This window comes from Streptomyces sp. SID5643, assembly GCF_009872555.1.
In the GTDB taxonomy this organism is placed as follows: Bacteria; Actinomycetota; Actinomycetes; order Streptomycetales; family Streptomycetaceae; genus Streptomyces; species Streptomyces iakyrus.
The window spans coordinates 1-18,452 of the sequence record NZ_WWIC01000074.1 but is presented as its reverse complement, the minus strand read 5'-3'; the positions used below and the strand labels follow the sequence as shown (position 1 = coordinate 18,452).

At 71.0% G+C, this 18,452-nt stretch carries 16 protein-coding genes; 12 read left to right on the top strand and 4 right to left on the bottom strand.

The window, feature by feature from the left end; translation table 11 throughout:
* Window positions 1-13: 13 nt before the first annotated feature.
* The 4 genes from GTY56_RS08935 to GTY56_RS39840 all read right to left on the bottom strand — a co-directional run bounded on the left by GTY56_RS08935 (window position 14) and on the right by GTY56_RS39840 (window position 3,446).
* A complete protein-coding gene (locus GTY56_RS08935) occupies window positions 14-922 on the bottom strand; it encodes a PfkB family carbohydrate kinase (RefSeq protein ID WP_161364211.1) in 909 nt (302 codons plus the stop codon).
* Window positions 919-1,962, bottom strand: coding sequence for a LacI family DNA-binding transcriptional regulator (locus tag GTY56_RS08930; RefSeq protein ID WP_161364209.1), 1,044 nt, complete (start codon window positions 1,960-1,962; stop codon window positions 919-921). Before GTY56_RS08930 ends, GTY56_RS08935 begins: the two co-directional genes overlap by 4 nt.
* 123 nt (window positions 1,963-2,085) lie before the next feature.
* Window positions 2,086-3,033, bottom strand: coding sequence for a hypothetical protein (locus GTY56_RS08925; RefSeq protein ID WP_161364208.1), 948 nt, complete (start codon window positions 3,031-3,033; stop codon window positions 2,086-2,088).
* Between the two features lie 260 nt (window positions 3,034-3,293).
* Complete coding sequence (locus tag GTY56_RS39840; protein ID WP_202509940.1) at window positions 3,294-3,446, bottom strand: hypothetical protein; 153 nt, start codon at window positions 3,444-3,446, stop codon at window positions 3,294-3,296.
* Between the two features lie 263 nt (window positions 3,447-3,709).
* On the opposite strand from GTY56_RS39840, the gene uvrC reads away from it, so the two are divergent.
* The 12 genes from uvrC to GTY56_RS08865 form a co-directional block, all read left to right on the top strand.
* On the top strand, window positions 3,710-5,785 hold the full coding sequence (gene uvrC / locus GTY56_RS08920) for an excinuclease ABC subunit UvrC (RefSeq protein WP_161364206.1): 2,076 nt from the start codon (window positions 3,710-3,712) through the stop codon (window positions 5,783-5,785).
* Complete coding sequence (gene rapZ / locus GTY56_RS08915) at window positions 5,782-6,741, top strand: RNase adapter RapZ (RefSeq protein WP_161364204.1); 960 nt, start codon at window positions 5,782-5,784, stop codon at window positions 6,739-6,741. Before uvrC ends, rapZ begins: the two co-directional genes overlap by 4 nt.
* Complete coding sequence (locus tag GTY56_RS08910) at window positions 6,738-7,814, top strand: gluconeogenesis factor YvcK family protein (protein ID WP_161364202.1); 1,077 nt, start codon at window positions 6,738-6,740, stop codon at window positions 7,812-7,814. The genes rapZ and GTY56_RS08910 overlap by 4 nt, the downstream gene beginning before the upstream one ends.
* Window positions 7,805-8,794, top strand: coding sequence for a DNA-binding protein WhiA (whiA, locus tag GTY56_RS08905; RefSeq protein ID WP_031143855.1), 990 nt, complete (start codon window positions 7,805-7,807; stop codon window positions 8,792-8,794). Before GTY56_RS08910 ends, whiA begins: the two co-directional genes overlap by 10 nt.
* 151 nt (window positions 8,795-8,945) lie before the next feature.
* Window positions 8,946-11,897: a M14 family metallopeptidase gene (locus GTY56_RS08900; protein ID WP_161364200.1), complete on the top strand. Its 2,952-nt coding sequence runs from the start codon at window positions 8,946-8,948 to the stop codon at window positions 11,895-11,897.
* A 227-nt stretch (window positions 11,898-12,124) separates the two neighbouring features.
* The gene (gene gap / locus GTY56_RS08895; protein WP_161364198.1) at window positions 12,125-13,132 is read left to right on the top strand and encodes a type I glyceraldehyde-3-phosphate dehydrogenase; all 1,008 of its coding nucleotides are present in this window, start codon (window positions 12,125-12,127) and stop codon (window positions 13,130-13,132) included.
* 143 nt (window positions 13,133-13,275) lie between these two features.
* Window positions 13,276-14,487, top strand: coding sequence for a phosphoglycerate kinase (locus GTY56_RS08890; protein ID WP_161364196.1), 1,212 nt, complete (start codon window positions 13,276-13,278; stop codon window positions 14,485-14,487).
* Between the two features lie 6 nt (window positions 14,488-14,493).
* Window positions 14,494-15,270 carry a triose-phosphate isomerase gene (tpiA, locus tag GTY56_RS08885; RefSeq protein ID WP_033310745.1) on the top strand — a complete coding sequence of 259 codons (777 nt, stop codon included), beginning with the start codon at window positions 14,494-14,496 and terminating at the stop codon, window positions 15,268-15,270.
* Window positions 15,271-15,364: 94 nt separating this feature from the next.
* On the top strand, window positions 15,365-15,601 hold the full coding sequence (gene secG / locus GTY56_RS08880) for a preprotein translocase subunit SecG (RefSeq protein WP_094052663.1): 237 nt from the start codon (window positions 15,365-15,367) through the stop codon (window positions 15,599-15,601).
* Between the two features lie 208 nt (window positions 15,602-15,809).
* Window positions 15,810-16,145: an RNA polymerase-binding protein RbpA gene (locus GTY56_RS08875; protein WP_010352468.1), complete on the top strand. Its 336-nt coding sequence runs from the start codon at window positions 15,810-15,812 to the stop codon at window positions 16,143-16,145.
* A 122-nt stretch (window positions 16,146-16,267) separates the two neighbouring features.
* A complete protein-coding gene (locus GTY56_RS08870) occupies window positions 16,268-17,536 on the top strand; it encodes an MFS transporter (protein ID WP_161364194.1) in 1,269 nt (422 codons plus the stop codon).
* Between the two features lie 74 nt (window positions 17,537-17,610).
* Window positions 17,611-18,452: phosphoglucose isomerase-related protein (locus tag GTY56_RS08865; protein WP_524540088.1), on the top strand; the 842-nt coding region annotated here is incomplete at its 3' end.

Genomic DNA, 18,452 nt, shown 5'->3' with positions numbered 1-18,452 from the left:
GGGCCGCCCGGCGTCAGCCCTCCAGCTCGTGCGCGTACGGCGGCTCCGCCCCGGCCCGCGAGCAGGTGACCGCCGCCGCACGGGCCGCGAAGCCCAGCAGTTCCGTCCAGCCGGCGGGGCCCAGGTCGGCCAGGGCCCGGGCGCTGAGGGCGTCGCGCTCGCAGAGGCCGTGCAGCAGGGCCGCGTTGACCGTGTCGCCCGCGCCGATCGTGTCCACGACCTCCACGCGTTCGCCCGGCACCGCGTACTCGCCGCCGTCGGCGGTGTAGGCGGTCAGCCCCTCGCCGCCCCGGGTGACCACCACCGCCGCCGGACCGGCCGTCAGCCACTCCCGGGGCGTACCCCCGAGCCACTCGGCGTCCTCCGCGGACAGTTTCAGCAGCGACACCGACGGCAGCCAGCTCTTGAACCGCGCCCGGTAGGCGTCCGCGTCGGGGATCAGCCCGGCCCTGATGTTCGGGTCCAGCGCCGTGAACACGCCCTGAGCGGCCGCCCGGCGCATCAGCTCCTCGTACGCGCTCGCCCCCGGCTCCAGCACCAGCGAGCAGGTACCGAAGGACACCGCGCGGGTGCCGGGGGGCAGCTCGGAGGGTGCTTCGAACAGCCGGTCCGCCGTCCCCTCGACGTAGAAGGAGTACGCGGCCGAGCCGTCCGCGCCGACCGTGGCGACGGCGAGGGTCGTCGGCTCGGTGCCCCGCTGCACCGAGGACACGCCGACCCCGGTGGTGCGCAGCCGGTCCAGCAGTGCCTCTCCGAAGGCGTCGGACGACACCCGGGAGCAGAAGGCGGCGGGGGAGCCGAGGCGGCCCAGCGCCACGGCCGTGTTGAACGGGCCGCCACCGAGCGCCGGCTGGAGGGCCGCCAGGGCACCCGTGCCCCGCGGTACCAGGTCGATCAGGGCTTCACCGGCGACGACGATCACGACGGGGTTCCTTCCTCGGACGGGCTGGGGCAGCCGCACGACGTGCGGTGGACGAAGGCACAGGGCAGGCGCACGGTCCGGGCGGGCCGGTCCGGCTCGGCGAGACGCTCCAGGAGCACGTGCACGGCCCGGGCGCCGATGCCCCTGCCGGGCTGGGCGATCGCGGTGAGCCGGGGCGAGAACAGATCCGCCCAGGCGAAGTCGTCGAAGCAGCACAGGGCGATGTCGTCCGGCACGGACAGGCCGTGCGCACGCAGGGCGCGCAGCACCCCGATGGTCATGGCGTTGTTCCCGGTGACCAGCGCGGTGGGCGGCACGCCCAGGGACAGCAGGGCCTCGGTGGCCTGCCCGGCACCGGCCGATTCCGAATCGCCGTGCACCAGCAGCCGCCCGTCGTACGCCAGCCCCGCGAACGCGAGACCGCTGCGGTAGCCGGAGATCCTCTCGCCCGTGGTGCTGAGCCCCGGCCGCCCCGCCACCAGCCCGATCCGGCGGTGACCGAGCCCGGCGAGATGGGTGACCAGCCGGGACATCGGTTCGGCGTTGTCGGCGCACACCTGGTCGAAGCGCGGACCGCCGTCCACCTGGGGCCCGTCCACCAGCCGGTCCAGGAACACGGCCGGTACGTCGTGCCGCCCCAGATAGGCGAGCAGTCCGCGCGGATCGGCCGAGGGTGCCACGATCACGCCGTCCACGCGGCGCTCGTGCAGCAGCTGGACGACCTTGCGCTCGTGCTCCGGGTCGTCGTGCGGATCGGCGATCAGCAGGCTGTAGCCGGCCTCCAGCGCGGCGGCCTCGACGCCTTGCAGGATCTCCGTGAAGTACGGGTTGCTGATCGCCGAGACCGCCAGCCCGATGGACCGGGTGCGGGCCGTCACCAGGGAACGGGCCAGTGTGTTCGTGGTGTAGCCGAGCTCCTCCACGGCGTCCAGGACCGCCTGGCGGGTGTGCGGCAGCACCGGCCGGGTGCCGTTGATCACGTGCGAGACCGTCGCCACGGAGACACCGGCGCTCCGCGCCACGTCGGCCATGGTCGCCATGGGCGCTCCCTCCTCCGCTTCCGGCGGGGAAGGTATCGCATAAAGGGCGGGACGTAAACGTTTGCGCAATCGCTTACGTCCTACCGGGCGGTCACGACAAGAGGTCGCTCCGGGCTCGTTCCGCTACTCCCAGGCCCAGCCGATGCCCAGGAACCCCGCCCGCACCCGCGGCTCGACCAGATGGACCGACCGGTGCCGGACGCTCAGCGCCAGGTCCTGACACCCGCTGCGGGGCGCCGCCGCCGAGTGCTGGGCGAAGCGGTGGCAGCGCACCGGCAGGGCGGCCGCGTCGAAGCACACCTGGAGGGCGTACTGGCCACCGGGGGAGTCGAAGCCGCGCACGTACTCGTGTGACGCCTCCGCCGTGCCGTCCTCGACGCCGTAGCGGAACAGGAAGGTGTCCCCGGCCCGCAGCCGGGTGTCGAAGAGCAGCTCGGCCGCGAGCACTCCCGTGTCGCGGTGCCAACGGACGCGTCCGGTACGGCAGTTCTCCAGCGCGTGCACCCGCATGCGCTCGGGGTCGGCACCCCGGTCGCCGTGGTGGACGGCCACGAAGCGGTCGATGCCGTCCCGGTGGGCGCGCACGATGTGGTGCGCCTCGCGCTCCGCCAGCTCGCGCCGCGCCCCGATCCGGAGCCGTTCGTGGTGGCCGAGGGTGTGCAGACCCCCGTCCGGCGGGCAGTCCAGCCCGGCCAGCAACTGGTCCAGGACCCCCGAGGCCTCGACGAGGGAGCGGTAGGAGCGGGCGGCGGGCCGCAGCCCGGCAGGGCCCTCCCCGGAGTCGGCGAGCAGCCGGATCAGGGACTCCTCGGGAAGCTCCAGAATCTCCTCCAGCGCGCGTACGGCCCGCAGCGACTCGGGGCGCTGCGGACGCCTGGCACCCTGCTGCCAGTAACTCAGGCTCGTGACGCCGACCTTCACCCCGTGGCGCGACAGATGGTGCTGCACGCGCTGCAACGGCAGCCCGCGGGCGGCGATCGCGGCCCGCAGGGCGACGTGGAAGGGGCCGCCGCGCAGGGCCGAGTCCAGTTCCGCGGTGGCGACGTCCGCGTGCTGTGGGGCGTACGGCATGCAGGGGCCTCTCTGTGAGTCGGCGACGGCTGGTCAGACCGTCCGCACGGGCCGCCCGGGTGCCGTCCCGCCGGCGCGGGGCAGGTCTTCACATGCGTACGCCGTCGTTCAGGGCCCCGAGTTCCCCCGCATTGAAGCGTGTTGACCTGGTCCCGACAACACCTGATGCCGGACAGTGACGTACCCGCGCCCGCCGGCGCCGTCCGGACATGTGAACGCCCGGGGCGTGCGCCCCGGGCGTTCACAGTGGAGGTGTGCTTCTAGGAGCGGTCGCTTCCGCCCTGTTCCCGCAGGGCGAGGCGCTTCGCGCGCGTGATGTCGGGGTCGCGCGGGTCCAGGGCGTCGCGCAGCGCCAACGGCTCGTCCGTGTACCGGCGGGCACGGGCCGCCCGCCGGGTTTTCTCGATCCGCATCCGCTTCATGTGCGCAGCCCTCCGACCCGTGGCCCGCCCGCTCCGCATCGGGAGTGACGGTCCGCACCGACAACCTGTGCCTGCACCGGGACGGGCTCCGTCCGCCGGACGTCGCCGTGTCCCGTGGGTGAGCCCCATTCCCGCTCCCGGGGGGCCGTAACCCCTGAGCGGGACATGCCGTTGGAAACTGCCCTCGCGCCGGGACCGTGATCGGGCCCCGTGGCCGCGCCGGACTGTCGGCGCTCGCCAGTAGGGTGTGAGACATGGCCGACCCCTCCAGCTACCGCCCCAAACCGGGTGAGATCCCCGACTCGCCGGGGGTCTACAGGTTCCGTGACGAGCACCGCCGGGTGATCTACGTCGGAAAGGCGAAGAGCCTGCGCCAGCGCCTGGCGAACTACTTCCAGGACCTGTCGGGCCTGCACCCGCGCACCCGCTCCATGGTCACCACCGCGGCGTCCGTGGAGTGGACGGTCGTGTCCACGGAGGTCGAGGCGCTCCAGCTGGAGTACTCGTGGATCAAGGAGTACGACCCCCGGTTCAACGTCAAGTACCGCGACGACAAGAGCTACCCGTACCTCGCGGTGACGATGAACGAGGAGTACCCGCGCGTGCAGGTGATGCGCGGTCACAAGAAGAAGGGCGTGCGCTACTTCGGGCCGTACGCGCACGCGTGGGCGATCCGTGACACGGTCGACCTGCTGCTGCGCGTCTTCCCCGTGCGCACGTGCTCGGCCGGTGTCTTCAAGAACGCAGCCCGCACCGGCCGCCCCTGTCTCCTCGGCTACATCGGCAAGTGCTCGGCACCCTGCGTCGACCGGGTCTCCGCCGAGGACCACCGCGAACTGGCCGACGAGTTCTGCGACTTCATGACCGGCCGGACGAACACCTACATCCGCCGCCTGGAGAAGCAGATGGCGGAAGCGGCCGACGACATGGAGTACGAGCGGGCGGCCCGGCTGCGCGACGACATCGGCGCCCTGAAGAAGGCCATGGAGAAGAACGCGGTCGTGCTGGCCGACGCGACCGACGCCGACCTGATCGCGGTCGCCGAGGACGAGCTGGAGGCGGCCGTCCAGATCTTCCACGTGCGCGGCGGGCGCGTCCGCGGCCAGCGCGGCTGGGTCACCGACAAGGTGGAGGAGATCACCACCGGCGCCCTCGTGGAGCACGCCCTGCAGCAGCTGTACGGGGAGGAGACGGGCGACGCCGTCCCCAAGGAGGTCCTGGTCCCGGCCCTGCCGGACCCCGTGGAGCCCGTCCAGGAGTGGCTGGCCGGGCGGCGCGGCTCCGGCGTCTCCCTGCGCATCCCGCAGCGCGGCGACAAGAAGGCCCTCATGGAGACCGTGCAGCGCAACGCCCAGCAGGCGCTCGTGCTGCACAAGACCAAGCGCGCCTCCGACCTGACCACGCGCTCGCGCGCCCTGGAGGAGATCGCCGACGCGCTCGACCTGGACAGCGCCCCGCTCCGGATCGAGTGCTACGACATCTCCCACCTCCAGGGCGACGACGTCGTGGCCTCCATGGTCGTCTTCGAGGACGGGCTCGCCCGCAAGAGCGAGTACCGCCGCTTCCAGATCAAGGGCTTCGCCGGGCAGGACGACGTCCGCTCGATGCACGAGGTGATCACCCGCCGCTTCCGGCGCTATCTCGCCGAGAAGGAGAAGACGGGCGAGTGGACCGACGGGGAGAACGCCGAGACGCCTGAGATCGACAGGAACGGCGAGATCGTCGGGACCGGCCTCACCGAGGACGACGGCCGCCCCAAGAAGTTCGCCTACCCGCCCCAGCTCGTGGTCGTCGACGGGGGCGCCCCGCAGGTGGCGGCCGCCCGGCGCGCCATGGACGAGCTCGGCATCGACGACATCGCCGTGTGCGGCCTCGCCAAGCGCCTGGAGGAGGTCTGGCTGCCCGGCGACGACGACCCGGTCGTCCTGCCCCGCACCAGCGAAGGCCTGTACCTGCTCCAGCGCGTTCGTGACGAGGCCCACCGGTTCGCGATCAGCTACCAGCGCACCAAACGGTCCAAGCGCTTCCGCTCCAGCCCCCTGGACGACGTCCCCGGCCTCGGGGACACCCGCAAGCAGGCACTTCTGAAGCACTTCGGTTCGTTGAAGAAACTGCGGTCCGCCACCATCGACCAGATCTGCGAGGTCCCCGGCATAGGCCGCAAGACGGCCGAGACGATCGCGGTGGCCCTCGCCCGCTCGGCCCCGGCCGCACCCGCCGTCAACACGGCGACTGGAGAGATCATGGAGGAGGAACCCGGCACCATGGGTTCCAGTGGGGAACCCGTGACGACGGGAGCCCCGGACGAGCGACGGGGGCAGGAGACATGAATGTGAACGAGCACGACAGCCGCACAGAGCACGCCGGAGACGGAGCACAGGTGAGTACGGGCACGCCCAACGACAAGACCCCGGTCCCGGACGCCGCCATCCCCGAGCTGGTGATCATCTCCGGCATGTCCGGAGCCGGGCGCTCCACGGCGGCGAAGTGCCTGGAGGACCTCGGCTGGTTCGTCGTCGACAACCTGCCGCCCGCGCTGATCCCCACCATGGTGGAACTCGGCGCGCGCTCCCAGGGCAACGTGGCGCGGATCGCCGTCGTCGTCGACGTCCGCGGCCGCCGCTTCTTCGACAACCTCCGCGAGTCCCTCGCCGACCTGGAGGCGAAGAACGTCACACGGCGGATCGTCTTCCTGGAGTCCTCCGACGAGGCCCTGGTCCGCCGCTTCGAGTCGGTGCGCCGCCCGCACCCCCTGCAGGGCGACGGCCGCATCGTCGACGGCATCGCCGCCGAACGCGAGCTGCTGCGCGAGCTGCGCGGCGACGCCGACCTGGTGATCGACACCTCCAGCCTCAACGTGCACGAGCTGCGCGCCAAGATGGACGCCCAGTTCGCCGGCGAGGAGGAGCCGGAGCTGCGGGCCACGGTCATGTCGTTCGGCTACAAGTACGGCCTCCCCGTCGACGCCGACCTCGTCGTCGACTGCCGCTTCCTGCCGAACCCGCACTGGGTCCCGGAGCTGCGCCCGTACACCGGCCTCAACGACGAGGTCTCCGGGTACGTCTTCAACCAGCCCGGCGCCAAGGAGTTCCTCGACCGCTACACGGAGCTCCTCCAGCTCGTCGCCACCGGGTACCGCCGCGAGGGCAAGCGCTACGTGACCATCGCCGTGGGCTGCACGGGCGGCAAGCACCGCTCGGTCGCCATGTCGGAGAAGCTCGCCGCCCGGCTCGCCGCCGAGGGCGTGGAGACGGTGGTCGTACACCGGGACATGGGACGCGAATGACACCACGTACACCGCGGCTGAGCCGGCTGCGCCGGGTGGTGCCCGAGGGCAACGGCGGAAAGGGCGGCCGGCCCGTCGAGGCCCGGGGCGGCAAGCCGCGCCGCCGGGGCACCCAGCCCAAGGTCGTCGCCCTCGGCGGCGGCATGGGCCTGTCCGCCTCGCTCGCCGCGCTGCGCCGGATCACCGGCGACCTCACCGCTGTCGTCACCGTGGCCGACGACGGCGGCTCCAGCGGGCGCCTGCGCGACGAGCTCGGCGTGCTGCCGCCGGGTGACCTGCGCAAGGCGCTGGCCGCTCTGTGCGGTGACGACGACTGGGGCCAGACCTGGGCCCGGGTCATCCAGCACCGCTTCCAGTCCCAGGGCGACCTGCACGAGCACGCGGTCGGCAACCTGCTGATCGTCGCCCTGTGGGAGCAGCTCGGCGATCACGTGCAGGCCCTCGACCTGGTCGGACGACTGCTGGGCGCCCAGGGGCGCGTGCTGCCGATGTCCGCCGTGCCGCTGGAGCTCCAGGCCCTGGTCAAGGGTCACGACCCTGCACGCCCGGAGGAGGTCGACACGGTCCGCGGCCAGGCGACCGTCGCCCTCACCCCGGGCGAGGTGCAGTCCGTTCACCTCGTGCCGAACGACCCGCCGGCGGTGCCCGAGGCGGTCGAGGCCGTCCTGGACGCGGACTGGGTGGTGCTCGGCCCCGGCTCCTGGTTCTCCTCGGTCATCCCGCACCTGCTCGTGCCCGAGCTGCTGGACGCGCTCAGCCAGACGAAGGCCCGCCGGGTACTCTCCCTGAACCTCGCGCCGCAGCCCGGAGAAACCGAGGGCTTCTCCCCGCAGCGTCATTTGGAGGTTTTGGGACGACACGCCCCTAAACTCGCCCTGGACGTGGTGCTGGCCGACGAGGCCGCCGTGCCCGACCGCGACTTGCTGACCGATGCCGCCAAGCGGTTCGGGGCCGCGGTCGAGCTGGCGCCGGTGGCCAGACCCGACGGGACCCCGAGGCACGACCCGGAGCTGTTGGCCGCCGCGTACGACCGTATTTTTCGGATGCATGGAAGGATCGGCCCATGGCGATGACGGCAGCGGTGAAGGACGAGATCTCCCGGCTCCCCGTCACCCGGACCTGCTGCAGAAAGGCGGAGGTCTCCGCCATCCTGCGGTTCGCCGGCGGCCTTCACCTGGTGAGCGGTCGGATCGTGATCGAGGCGGAGCTGGACACGGCGATGGCGGCCCGCCGCCTCAAGCGGGACATCCTGGAGATCTTCGGCCACAGCTCCGAACTGATCGTGATGGCTCCGGGCGGGCTGCGCCGCGGCTCGCGCTACGTGGTGCGGGTGGTGGCGGGCGGCGACCAGCTCGCGCGCCAGACCGGGCTGGTCGACGGGCGGGGCCGCCCGATCCGCGGCCTGCCGCCGCAGGTGGTCTCGGGGGCCACCTGCGACGCCGAGGCCGCCTGGCGTGGCGCGTTCCTGGCGCACGGCTCGCTCACCGAGCCCGGCCGCTCCTCCTCCCTGGAGGTGACGTGCCCGGGTCCCGAGGCGGCACTCGCCCTGGTCGGCGCCGCCCGCCGGCTGTCGATCGCAGCGAAGGCCCGCGAGGTGCGCGGGGTGGACCGGGTCGTCGTCCGGGACGGTGACGCGATCGGCGCCCTGCTGACGCGCCTCGGCGCGCACGAGTCGGTGCTGGCCTGGGAGGAGCGCCGGATGCGCCGCGAGGTGCGTGCCACGGCGAACCGGCTCGCCAACTTCGACGACGCCAACCTGCGCCGCTCGGCCCGCGCGGCCGTCGCCGCGGGCGCCCGGGTGCAGCGCGCCCTGGAGATCCTCGCCGACGACGTCCCCGAGCACCTGGCCGCTGCGGGCCGGCTGCGCATGGAGCACAAGCAGGCCTCCCTGGAGGAGCTGGGCGCGCTCGCCGACCCGCCGCTGACCAAGGACGCGGTCGCCGGCCGGATCCGCCGCCTGCTGGCCATGGCCGACAAGCGCGCCTCCGACCTCGGCATCCCGGGCACGGAGGCCAACCTGAGCGACGAGCTGGCCGACAACCTGGTGGGCTGATCCGACACCACGTCAGAGAGCCGGTACCGGCGCCCACTTGGGTGACCGGTACCGGCTTTGGCGTGTCGCTGAGGCGCCCTTGACTCGATCATGGTCTGTCATGAGCCTGGCATCTGTTCGCTGCTGTGGCGGACCCACGCTAGGGGGGTTCATGAGACGAAGAGCGAGATCGATCCTCGCTGTCGGCGCGCTCCTGATCGGCGGAGCGAGCTTCGCACCCATCGCCCAGGCACAACCGGGACGTCAGGCCGCGTCCGACCCGGACGAGGTCAAGGTGTTCCGCGCCGAGGTCACCCGGAAGCAGGTACCCCTGCTGCTGGCCGCCGGCCAGGACGGCCACGAGCTGAGCGAGCGGGTGCCCGAGAAGGGCACCGCGACCGTCGAGGCCTATCTGACGGACCGACAGGCCAGGAAGCTGGAGAAGCAGGGCGTCGACCTCACCGAGCACAAGGTCTCCGCCCGGGCCGAGGCCCGCGTCGAGGACGCAGCCGAGGGCGTGTTCCGCCCGTACAGCGGCAAGGGCGGCCTGCGGGAGGAACTCCTGCGGACCGCGCAGGAGAACCCGGACCTCACCAAGGTCGTCTCCATCGGCAAGACCGTCAAGGGCCAGGACATCCTCGCGCTGAAGCTCACCAAGGGCGCGAAGAGGACGAAGGACGGCTCCAGGCCCTCGGTCCTCTACATGTCCAACCAGCACGCGCGCGAGTGGATCACGCCGGAGATGACCCGGCGCCTGATGCACCACTACCTGGACAACTACAAGAAGGACCGGCGCGTCAAGAAGATCGTCGACTCCACCGAACTGTGGTTCCTGCTGTCGGCCAACCCCGACGGCTACGACTACACCTTCGCCGACCCCGCCAACCGCCAGTGGCGCAAGAACCTGCGGGACGTCAACGGCGACGGGACCATCACCACCGGCGACGGCGTCGACCTCAACCGCAACTTCGCCTACAAGTGGGGCTACGACAACGAGGGTTCGTCCCCCAACCCCACCAGCCAGACCTACCGCGGCGCGGGTCCGAACTCCGAGCCGGAGACCCAGGCCCTGGACGCCTTCCAGAAGCGGATCGGCTTCACCTACGGCATCAACTACCACTCCGCCGCCGAACTCATCCTCTACGGAGTCGGCTGGCAGGTGGCCACGCACACCCCGGACGACGTCGTGTACGAGGCGCTCGCCGGTACGCCCGAGAACTCCGCGATCCCCGGCTACCACCCGCAGCTCTCCTCCGAGCTGTACACCACCAACGGTGAGGCGGACGGCCACGCGGCGAACGTCAACGGCCTGGCGATGTTCACCCCCGAGATGTCGACCTGCCAGACCGCCTCGGACCTCGACCCGAACGACCAGTGGAAGGCGTCCGACTGCCAGTCGGTCTTCACCTTCCCGGACGACGAGAAGCTGATCCAGCAGGAGTACGCCAAGAACGTCCCGTTCGCACTCTCCGTCGCCGAGTCCGCCGCCCGTCCCGACCGGCCGTCCTCGTCCGTCGGCCTGAACGCCGCCGACTTCACCCCGGCCGCGTTCGGCACGTCGTACTCCCGCGGCGCCGACCAGGAGGTCTCCGTCGTCGTACGGAAGGCCGTGCGCGACAAGGAGCTCAAGTACCGCGTCAACGGCGGCCGCACCGAGGACATGGCGCTCAAGCCCTGGAAGGGCGGCGAGACCTACGGCGGTGAGGACAACCTCTACTTCGACGAGTACCGGGCGAAGGTCAAGGACGGCGAGCCGGGCGACCGGGTCGAGGTGTGGTTCACCGGCGAGGCGAAGAACGGCAAGAAGCTCTCCAGCGAGCGCTTCACCTACACCGTCGCCGAGCGGCCCCGGGCGAACACGCTCGTCGTCGCCGAGGAGGGCGCTGCCGCCACGCATGCGCAGACGTACGTGGACGCGCTCAGGGCGAGCGGCCGCAAGGCGGTCGTCTGGGACGTCGCCGAGCAGGGAGCGCCGGACGCGCTGGGCGTACTGAGCCACTTCGACACCGTCGTCCACTACACCGGCGCGGGCGTCCCGGGTGTCGCCACCCAGCTCCAGCTGCGGGCCTTCCTCAACGAGGGCGGCCGGCTGATCGAGGCCGGTGAGCAGGCCGGCGGCAACGTCGATCTCGGCGGCGCGCTGTCGAACGACTTCAGCCAGTACTACCTGGGCGCCTACACCCGCACCGCCACCCCGGGGGCCACCGGCTTCAACGGCTCCGGCGAGCTGGGCGGTGTCACCAGCCCGCTGGGCGCGGCCCCCGGCAACCCGCTGGACAAGGCCGGCACCTACAGCGTCACCTCCGACGAACTGGGGACCGGCGCGTTCCCGCAGTTCGCGAGCAAGGGCGCCGGGCAGTTCGCCGGCACGGTCAACCCGTACGGCCCGTACGCGGGCTCGTCGATGGCCGCCGCCGTCCACACCGACGACGGCTACAAGCGCCTCACCCGCACCGTTGATCTCACCGGCACCACCGGAGCCCAGCAGCCGACCCTGCGCACCCAGCTCCTCTGGGACACCGAGTCCGGCTACGACCACGCCATCGTCGAGGCCCGCACCCCGGGCGCCGACGACTGGACGACCCTCCCCGAGGCGGGCGGCGCCACCAGGACGGCCGTCCCGGAGGATTGCCAGGCCGGGTACTACGTCAACGAGCACCCCTGGCTGAAGCACTACCTCACCGTGGCGGACGACGGCTGCACCGCGACCGGCACCACCGGCACCTGGAACAGCCTCACCGGCTCCTCCAACGGCTGGCAGCAGGTGAACTTCGACCTGAGCGCCTACGCCGGCAAGACGGTCGAGGTCTCGATCAGCTACGTCACCGACCCGGGAAGCGGCGGACACGGCGTCCTCGCCGACGACGCCTCGCTCGTCGTCGGCGGTACGGCGAAGGAGACCGAGGGCTTCGAGACCTCGCTCGGCCCCTGGAAGGTCACCGGACCGCCCGCGGGCAGCCCGGCCGTCCTCAAGGACTGGGCTCGCACCGGCGCCCTGTTCCAGACGTACGGCGCGGTCACCACGGACGACACCGTGCTGCTGGGCTTCGGTCTGGAGCACGTCACCGCGGCGGCCGACCGGACGGCACTGATGAGGAAGGCGCTCGCTTCCCTGGACGGGTGACATCCCTGGTCAACGGGGAACTCGTGCGACAGCGAAATCGAATGATTCTGCTCTCGGCCGTGGGCGGTCCGTACCCCTACTGGCGGGTACGGACCGCCCTGCCGTGTATGGGGCATCTGGATGTCACCACCGCCGCTTCAGGGAGGTAGGGTCGTAGGCGGTCGGGGACATCCCAAACAGAGCTCGCCGGCACTTCATGGCCGGCGTACCAACGAGGAGATCGGTTCGTGACGATCCGCGTAGGCATCAACGGCTTCGGCCGCATCGGTCGTAACTACTTCCGCGCGCTGCTGGAGCAGGGTGCAGACATCGAGATCGTGGCTGTCAACGACCTGGGTGACACCGCGACCACCGCCCACCTGCTGAAGTACGACACGATCCTGGGCCGCCTCAAGCAGGAGGTCACCCACACCGCCGACACGATCACGGTCGACGGCAAGACCATCAAGGTCCTGGCCGAGCGCAACCCCGCCGACATCCCGTGGGGCGAGCTGGGCGTCGACGTCGTCATCGAGTCGACGGGCATCTTCACCAAGAAGGCCGACGCCGAGAAGCACCTCGCCGGTGGCGCGAAGAAGGTCCTCATCTCGGCTCCGGCCAAGGACGAGGACGTCACCATCGTGATGGGCGTCAACCAGGACACGTACGACCCGGCGAACCACCACGTCATCTCCAACGCCTCCTGCACCACCAACTGTGTGGCGCCGATGGCGAAGGTCCTCGACGAGAACTTCGGCATCGTCAAGGGCCTGATGACGACGGTGCACGCGTACACCAACGACCAGCGCATCCTGGACTTCCCGCACAAGGACCTGCGTCGCGCGCGTGCCGCCGCCGAGAACATCATTCCGACCACCACGGGTGCCGCCAAGGCCACCGCGCTGGTCCTGCCGCAGCTCAAGGGCAAGCTGGACGGCATGGCCATGCGCGTCCCGGTCCCGACCGGCTCGGTCACCGACCTGGTGCTGGAGCTCGGGCGCGAGGTCACCAAGGAAGAGGTCAACGCCGCCTTCCAGAAGGCCGCGGAGGGCGAGCTCAAGGGCATCCTCGAGTACACCGAGGACCCGATCGTCTCCTCCGACATCGTGAACGCCCCGGCGTCCTGCACCTTCGACTCCTCCCTGACCATGGTCCAGGAAGGCAAGAACGTGAAGGTCATCGGCTGGTACGACAACGAGTGGGGCTACTCCAACCGCCTCGTCGACCTCACGGTCTTCGTCGGTAACCAGCTCTGATCGAATAGACAGGCACCACGGTGTGAGAGCAGGGCTCGGGCGGCGCGAGGACGCGCCGTCCGAGCCCTGACTCACGTACAGATCAGAGCTGTTCGATCACGAGCGCTTCCGAGCGATCACGAGCTCTTTCAGGAGTCCCCTTCATGAAGACGATCGACGAACTCCTCTCCGAGGGAGTGGCGGGCAAGCGGGTCTTCGTCCGCGCCGACCTGAACGTGCCGCTGGACGGCACGCGCATCACCGACGACGGCCGCATCCGCGCCGTGCTGCCCACGGTCAAGGCCCTCGCCGACGCGGGTGCCCGGGTCGTCGTCGCCTCCCACCTGGGCCGCCCCAAGGGTGCCCCGGACCCGGCCTTCTCCCTTGCCCCGGCCGCCGCGCGCCTCGGTGAGCTCCTCGGCTCGGACGTGGCCTTCGCGACCGACACGGTCGGCGAGTCCGCCCGGACCACTGTCGCCGGCCTCGCCGACGGTCAGGTCTCCGTCATCGAGAACCTGCGCTTCAACGCCGGTGAGACGAGCAAGGACGACGCCGAGCGCGGCGCCTTCGCCGACCAGCTCGCCGCCCTCGCGGACCTCTACGTCGGCGACGGCTTCGGCGCGGTGCACCGGAAGCACGCCTCGGTCTTCGACCTCCCGGCCCGCCTGCCGCACTACGCCGGCCACCTCATCGCGACCGAGGTCGGCGTCCTGAAGAAGCTCACCGACGACGTGAAGCGGCCCTACGCCGTCGTCCTGGGCGGCGCCAAGGTGTCCGACAAGCTCGCCGTCATCGACCAGCTGCTCGGCAAGGCCGACCGCCTGCTCATCGGCGGCGGCATGGTCTTCACCTTCCTCAAGGCCAAGGGCCACGAGATCGGCTCTTCCCTGGTCCAGGAGGACCAGCTCCCGGCCGTCCGGGAGTACATCGAGCGCGCCGAGAAGAACGGCGTCGAGCTGGTCCTGCCCGTCGACGTCGTGGTCGCGCCGGAGTTCCCGGACCTCAAGACGAAGGCCCCGGCCCAGCCCAGCACGGTCGCCGCGGACGCCATGCCGGCCGGCCAGATGGGCCTGGACATCGGCCCCGAGTCCCGCAAGCTGTACGCCTCGAAGATCGCCGACGCCGCCACCGTCTTCTGGAACGGCCCCATGGGCGTCTTCGAGCACCCCGATTTCGCCGAGGGCACCAAGGCGGTCGCCCAGGCTCTCCTCGACTCCCGGGCCTTCACGGTGGTCGGTGGTGGCGACTCCGCCGCCGCCGTCCGCATCCTGGGCTTCGACGAGAACGCATTCGGCCACATTTCGACCGGTGGCGGCGCCTCCCTCGAATACCTCGAGGGCAAGACGCTCCCCGGCCTCGCCGCACTGGAGGACTGACCCCTTATGAGCACGCGCACGCCGCTGATGGCGGGCAACTGGAAGATGAACCTCAACCACCTCGAGGCCATCGCGCACGTCCAGAAGCTCGCCTTCGCCCTGGCCGACAAGGACTACGAGGCCGTCGAGGTCGCCGTCCTGCCGCCCTTCACCGACCTGCGCTCCGTGCAGACCCTGGTCGACGGCGACAAGCTCAAGATCAAGTACGGCGCCCAGGACATCTCGGCGCACGACAGCGGTGCCTTCACCGGCGAGATCTCCGGCCCCATGCTGGCCAAGCTGAAGTGCACGTACGTCGCCATCGGCCACAGCGAGCGCCGCCAGTACCACGCCGAGACCGACGAGCTGGTGAACGCCAAGGTCAAGGCCGCCTACAAGCACGGCCTGACCCCGATCCTGTGCGTCGGTGAGGAGCTGGAGGTCCGCGAGGCGGGCAACCACGTCTCCCACACCCTCGCCCAGGTCGAGGGCGGTCTGAAGGACCTCCCCGCCGAGCAGGCCGAGACCGTCGTGATCGCCTACGAGCCCGTCTGGGCCATCGGCACCGGCAAGGTCTGCGGTGCCGAGGACGCCCAGGAGGTCTGCGCGGCGATCCGCGGCAAGATCGCCGAGCTGTACTCGCAGGACCTGGCGGACAAGGTCCGCATCCAGTACGGCGGCTCCGTCAAGGCGGGCAACGTCGCGGAGATCATGGCCCAGGCCGACATCGACGGTGCCCTGGTCGGCGGCGCCTCACTGGACGCCGACGAGTTCGTCAAGATCGTGCGCTTCCGCGACCAGTGAGTATGCGGTAGCGGCGATCCGTCGTACCCTTGCGGGGTCCAGCGCTGTGCTGGGCCCCGCGTCGTCATCCGAATCCGAGGAAGTTGGTCCAGCCGTGGTTTTGGGGTTCTCGATCGCCCTGATCGTCTTCAGCCTGCTGCTGATGCTGCTGGTGCTGATGCACAAGGGGAAGGGCGGCGGCCTCTCCGACATGTTCGGCGGCGGCATGCAGTCCTCCGTCGGCGGCTCCTCGGTCGCCGAGCGCAACCTCGACCGGATCACCGTCGTGATCGGTCTGCTGTGGTTCGCGTGCATCGTCGTGCTCGGCATCCTCATGAAGGTGAACAACTGACCGAGCCGCAGTCCGCACGGAACTTGTACGTAAGGCCCCATGTCCGGTACGCGCAGCAGAGCGCGGCCTATCATGGGGCTTGCGTCTAGGTGTGAGGGTTGTAACTCCAATCACTGGACGCGCGTTGGGCCTTACGTAGACTGAGGCGCTCGCAGCGAAGCGGAACGCCGACTCGCTTCGCGGCACCATCACGCAGGGAGTTACGACCGTGGCAAGTGGCAACGCGATCCGGGGAAGCCGGGTCGGGGCGGGGCCGATGGGCGAGGCCGAGCGCGGCGAGTCCGCGCCGCGGCTGCGCATCTCCTTCTGGTGCTCCAACGGACACGAAACCCAGCCGAGCTTCGCCAGCGACGCGCAGGTGCCCGATACCTGGGACTGTCCCCGCTGCGGCTTTCCGGCAGGCCAGGACCGGGACAACCCCCCGGCCCCGCCACGCACCGAGCCCTACAAGACGCACCTGGCGTATGTGCGTGAGCGGCGCAGCGACGCTGACGGCGAGGCCATCCTCGCCGAGGCGCTCGCCAAACTGCGGGGCGAGATCTAGCAGTCGGGACCGGTCGGGCACCAGCGGGTGCCCGACCGGAGTGCCTCCCCCGCCTCACCGCCGGCCGATTGTCAGTGGTGCCCTCTACGGTTTGTGCATCGGACGAACCATGAGGGGGAGCGGTGGCAACGGTCGAGGTGGGCAGCAGCGCTCCACCCGCGTGGCGCGGGGGCTTCGGACGGCTGTGGAGTGCCGCCGTGCTGTCCAGCTTCGGCGACGCGCTGCGGACGGCCGCACTGCCCCTGCTGGCCGTCACCCTGACCGACGACCCGCTGCTCATCGCCTCCGTAACGGCCTGCGGCTATCTGCCCTGGATCCTCTTCGGCCTGCTCGGCGGGGCCGTCGCCGACCGCCTGGACCGGCGGCGGGCCATGTGGTCGGTCGATGCGTTACGCGGGTTGCTGGTCGCCGCCTTCGCGATCGTCGTCGCGCTCGGCCATGCCTCGATCGCCCTGCTGATCGTGCTGGCCTTCGCACTGACCACCCTCCAGACCCTCTTCGACAACGCCGCGACCGCGCTGCTGCCCGCCTTGGTCGACCGGGACGGGCTGGGTAGCGCCAACACCCGGCTGATGACCGGCCAGCGCATCGCCGGCGGCCTGCTCGGCGGGCCCGTGGTGCCGCTGCTGCTGGCGGCCGGGGCGGCGGTGCCGTTCGCGGCGGACGCGGTGACCTTCCTGGTGGCCGCCGCGCTGATCGCCACCCTCCCGGCCGCGGCGCCCGACCGTGAACCGAGGCCGTCGGGCAGCACACTGCGCCGGGAGATCGCCGAGGGTCTGCGCGTCCTGACCCGCGACAAGGCCCTGCGCGCTCTGTGCACCGCCACCGCCCTGTGCAACATCGGCATGGGCGCCCTCGTCGCCACCCTCGTCATCCTGGTGACCGGCTGGCTCGACGCGGGCAACGCCGGATACGCGGTGGCGACGGCCGCCTACACGGTCGGCAGCCTGGCCGGGGGAGCGGCCGGCGGCCGGCTCGTCGCCCGCTTCGGACGGATGCGCCTGGTGCTCCTCGCCGGGACGGCGCAGACCGCCGCCCTCCTCGTCATGGGCTCGGTACGCAGCATGGTCGCGCTGGTGGCCGCCCTGGCCGTCTTCGGGTTCATGGGGATGGTGTGGAACGTCAACACCACGACGCTGATGCAGCAGCGCAGCCCCGCCGAGCTGCTGGGCCGGGTGAGTTCCGCCTTCCGCACGCTCGCGGTCGCGGGCACACCCCTGGGCGCGCTGCTGGGCGGAGCCGTCGCCGGCGCCTGGGGGGAGAACACCCCGGCGCTGCTCGCGGCCGCCTTCTTCGTCCTGTCCGTCACCGCGCTGATACCCGCGCGCCGGTCGGACGTACCTGTTGTTGCGCCGGACGACGGCGCGACGACAGGCCACGGCAACCGCTGATCAATTAGGTTGGACCGGCAGCGGGGCAGGTACGCGGCAGCACAGGCAGGCAAGGAAGAAGGCTGAAGTCCGAGATGAACGCAGACGGCCGTACCAGGCTCAACCACACGCCCGAGTGGACGGCACTGGCCAAGCACCGCGAAGAGCTGGGGGACATCCGGCTGCGCGAGCTGTTCGCCGCCGATCCCGGCCGCGGCAGCGCGTACACCCTCCGGGTGGGAGACCTGTACGTCGACTACTCCAAGCACCTCGTCACCGACGACACCCTGCGGCTGCTGCGCGAACTGGCCGCCGCCACCGATGTCTTCGGGCTCCGGGACGCCATGTTCCGCGGTGAGAAGATCAACACCACCGAGGACCGGGCCGTGCTGCACACCGCGCTGCGCGCCCCGCGGGACGCCGTGATCGAGGTCGACGGTGAGAACGTCGTGCCCGACGTGCACGCCGTGCTCGACAAGATGGCGGACTTCGCGGGCCGGGTGCGCTCCGGCGAGTGGACCGGCCACACCGGCAAGCGGATCCGCAACGTCGTCAACGTCGGCATCGGCGGCTCCGACCTCGGCCCGGCGATGGCCTACGAGGTGCTGCGGGCCTTCACCGACCGCTCACTGACGGTGCGTTTCGTGTCGAACGTGGACGGCGCCGACCTGCACGAGGCCATCAGGGATCTGGACCCGGCGGAGACCCTTTTCGTCATCGCCTCCAAGACCTTCACCACCATCGAGACGGTCACCAACGCCACCTCCGCACGCGGCTGGCTGCTGGACGCGCTCGGTGACGAGGCCGCCGTCGCCCGGCACTTCGTGGCACTGTCGACGAACGCCGAGAAGGTCGCCGAGTTCGGCATCGACACGGCCAACATGTTCGAGTTCTGGGACTGGGTCGGCGGCCGCTACTCCTACGACTCCGCGATCGG

Bases quoted from the DNA above. Each gene is read 5' to 3' on its own strand.
- GTY56_RS39840 (WP_202509940.1), bottom strand. From the start codon at position 3,446: ATGCGGATCGAGAAAACCCGGCGGGCGGCCCGTGCCCGCCGGTACACG.
- GTY56_RS08900 (WP_161364200.1), top strand. From the start codon at position 8,946: ATGAGACGAAGAGCGAGATCGATCCTCGCTGTCGGCGCGCTCCTGATC.
- tpiA (WP_033310745.1), top strand. From the start codon at position 14,494: ATGAGCACGCGCACGCCGCTGATGGCGGGCAACTGGAAGATGAACCTC.
- whiA (WP_031143855.1), top strand. From the start codon at position 7,805: ATGGCGATGACGGCAGCGGTGAAGGACGAGATCTCCCGGCTCCCCGTC.
- uvrC (WP_161364206.1), top strand. From the start codon at position 3,710: ATGGCCGACCCCTCCAGCTACCGCCCCAAACCGGGTGAGATCCCCGAC.
- rapZ (WP_161364204.1), top strand. From the start codon at position 5,782: ATGAATGTGAACGAGCACGACAGCCGCACAGAGCACGCCGGAGACGGA.
- GTY56_RS08890 (WP_161364196.1), top strand. From the start codon at position 13,276: ATGAAGACGATCGACGAACTCCTCTCCGAGGGAGTGGCGGGCAAGCGG.
- GTY56_RS08910 (WP_161364202.1), top strand. From the start codon at position 6,738: ATGACACCACGTACACCGCGGCTGAGCCGGCTGCGCCGGGTGGTGCCC.
- GTY56_RS08925 (WP_161364208.1), bottom strand. From the start codon at position 3,033: ATGCCGTACGCCCCACAGCACGCGGACGTCGCCACCGCGGAACTGGAC.
- GTY56_RS08930 (WP_161364209.1), bottom strand. From the start codon at position 1,962: ATGGCGACCATGGCCGACGTGGCGCGGAGCGCCGGTGTCTCCGTGGCG.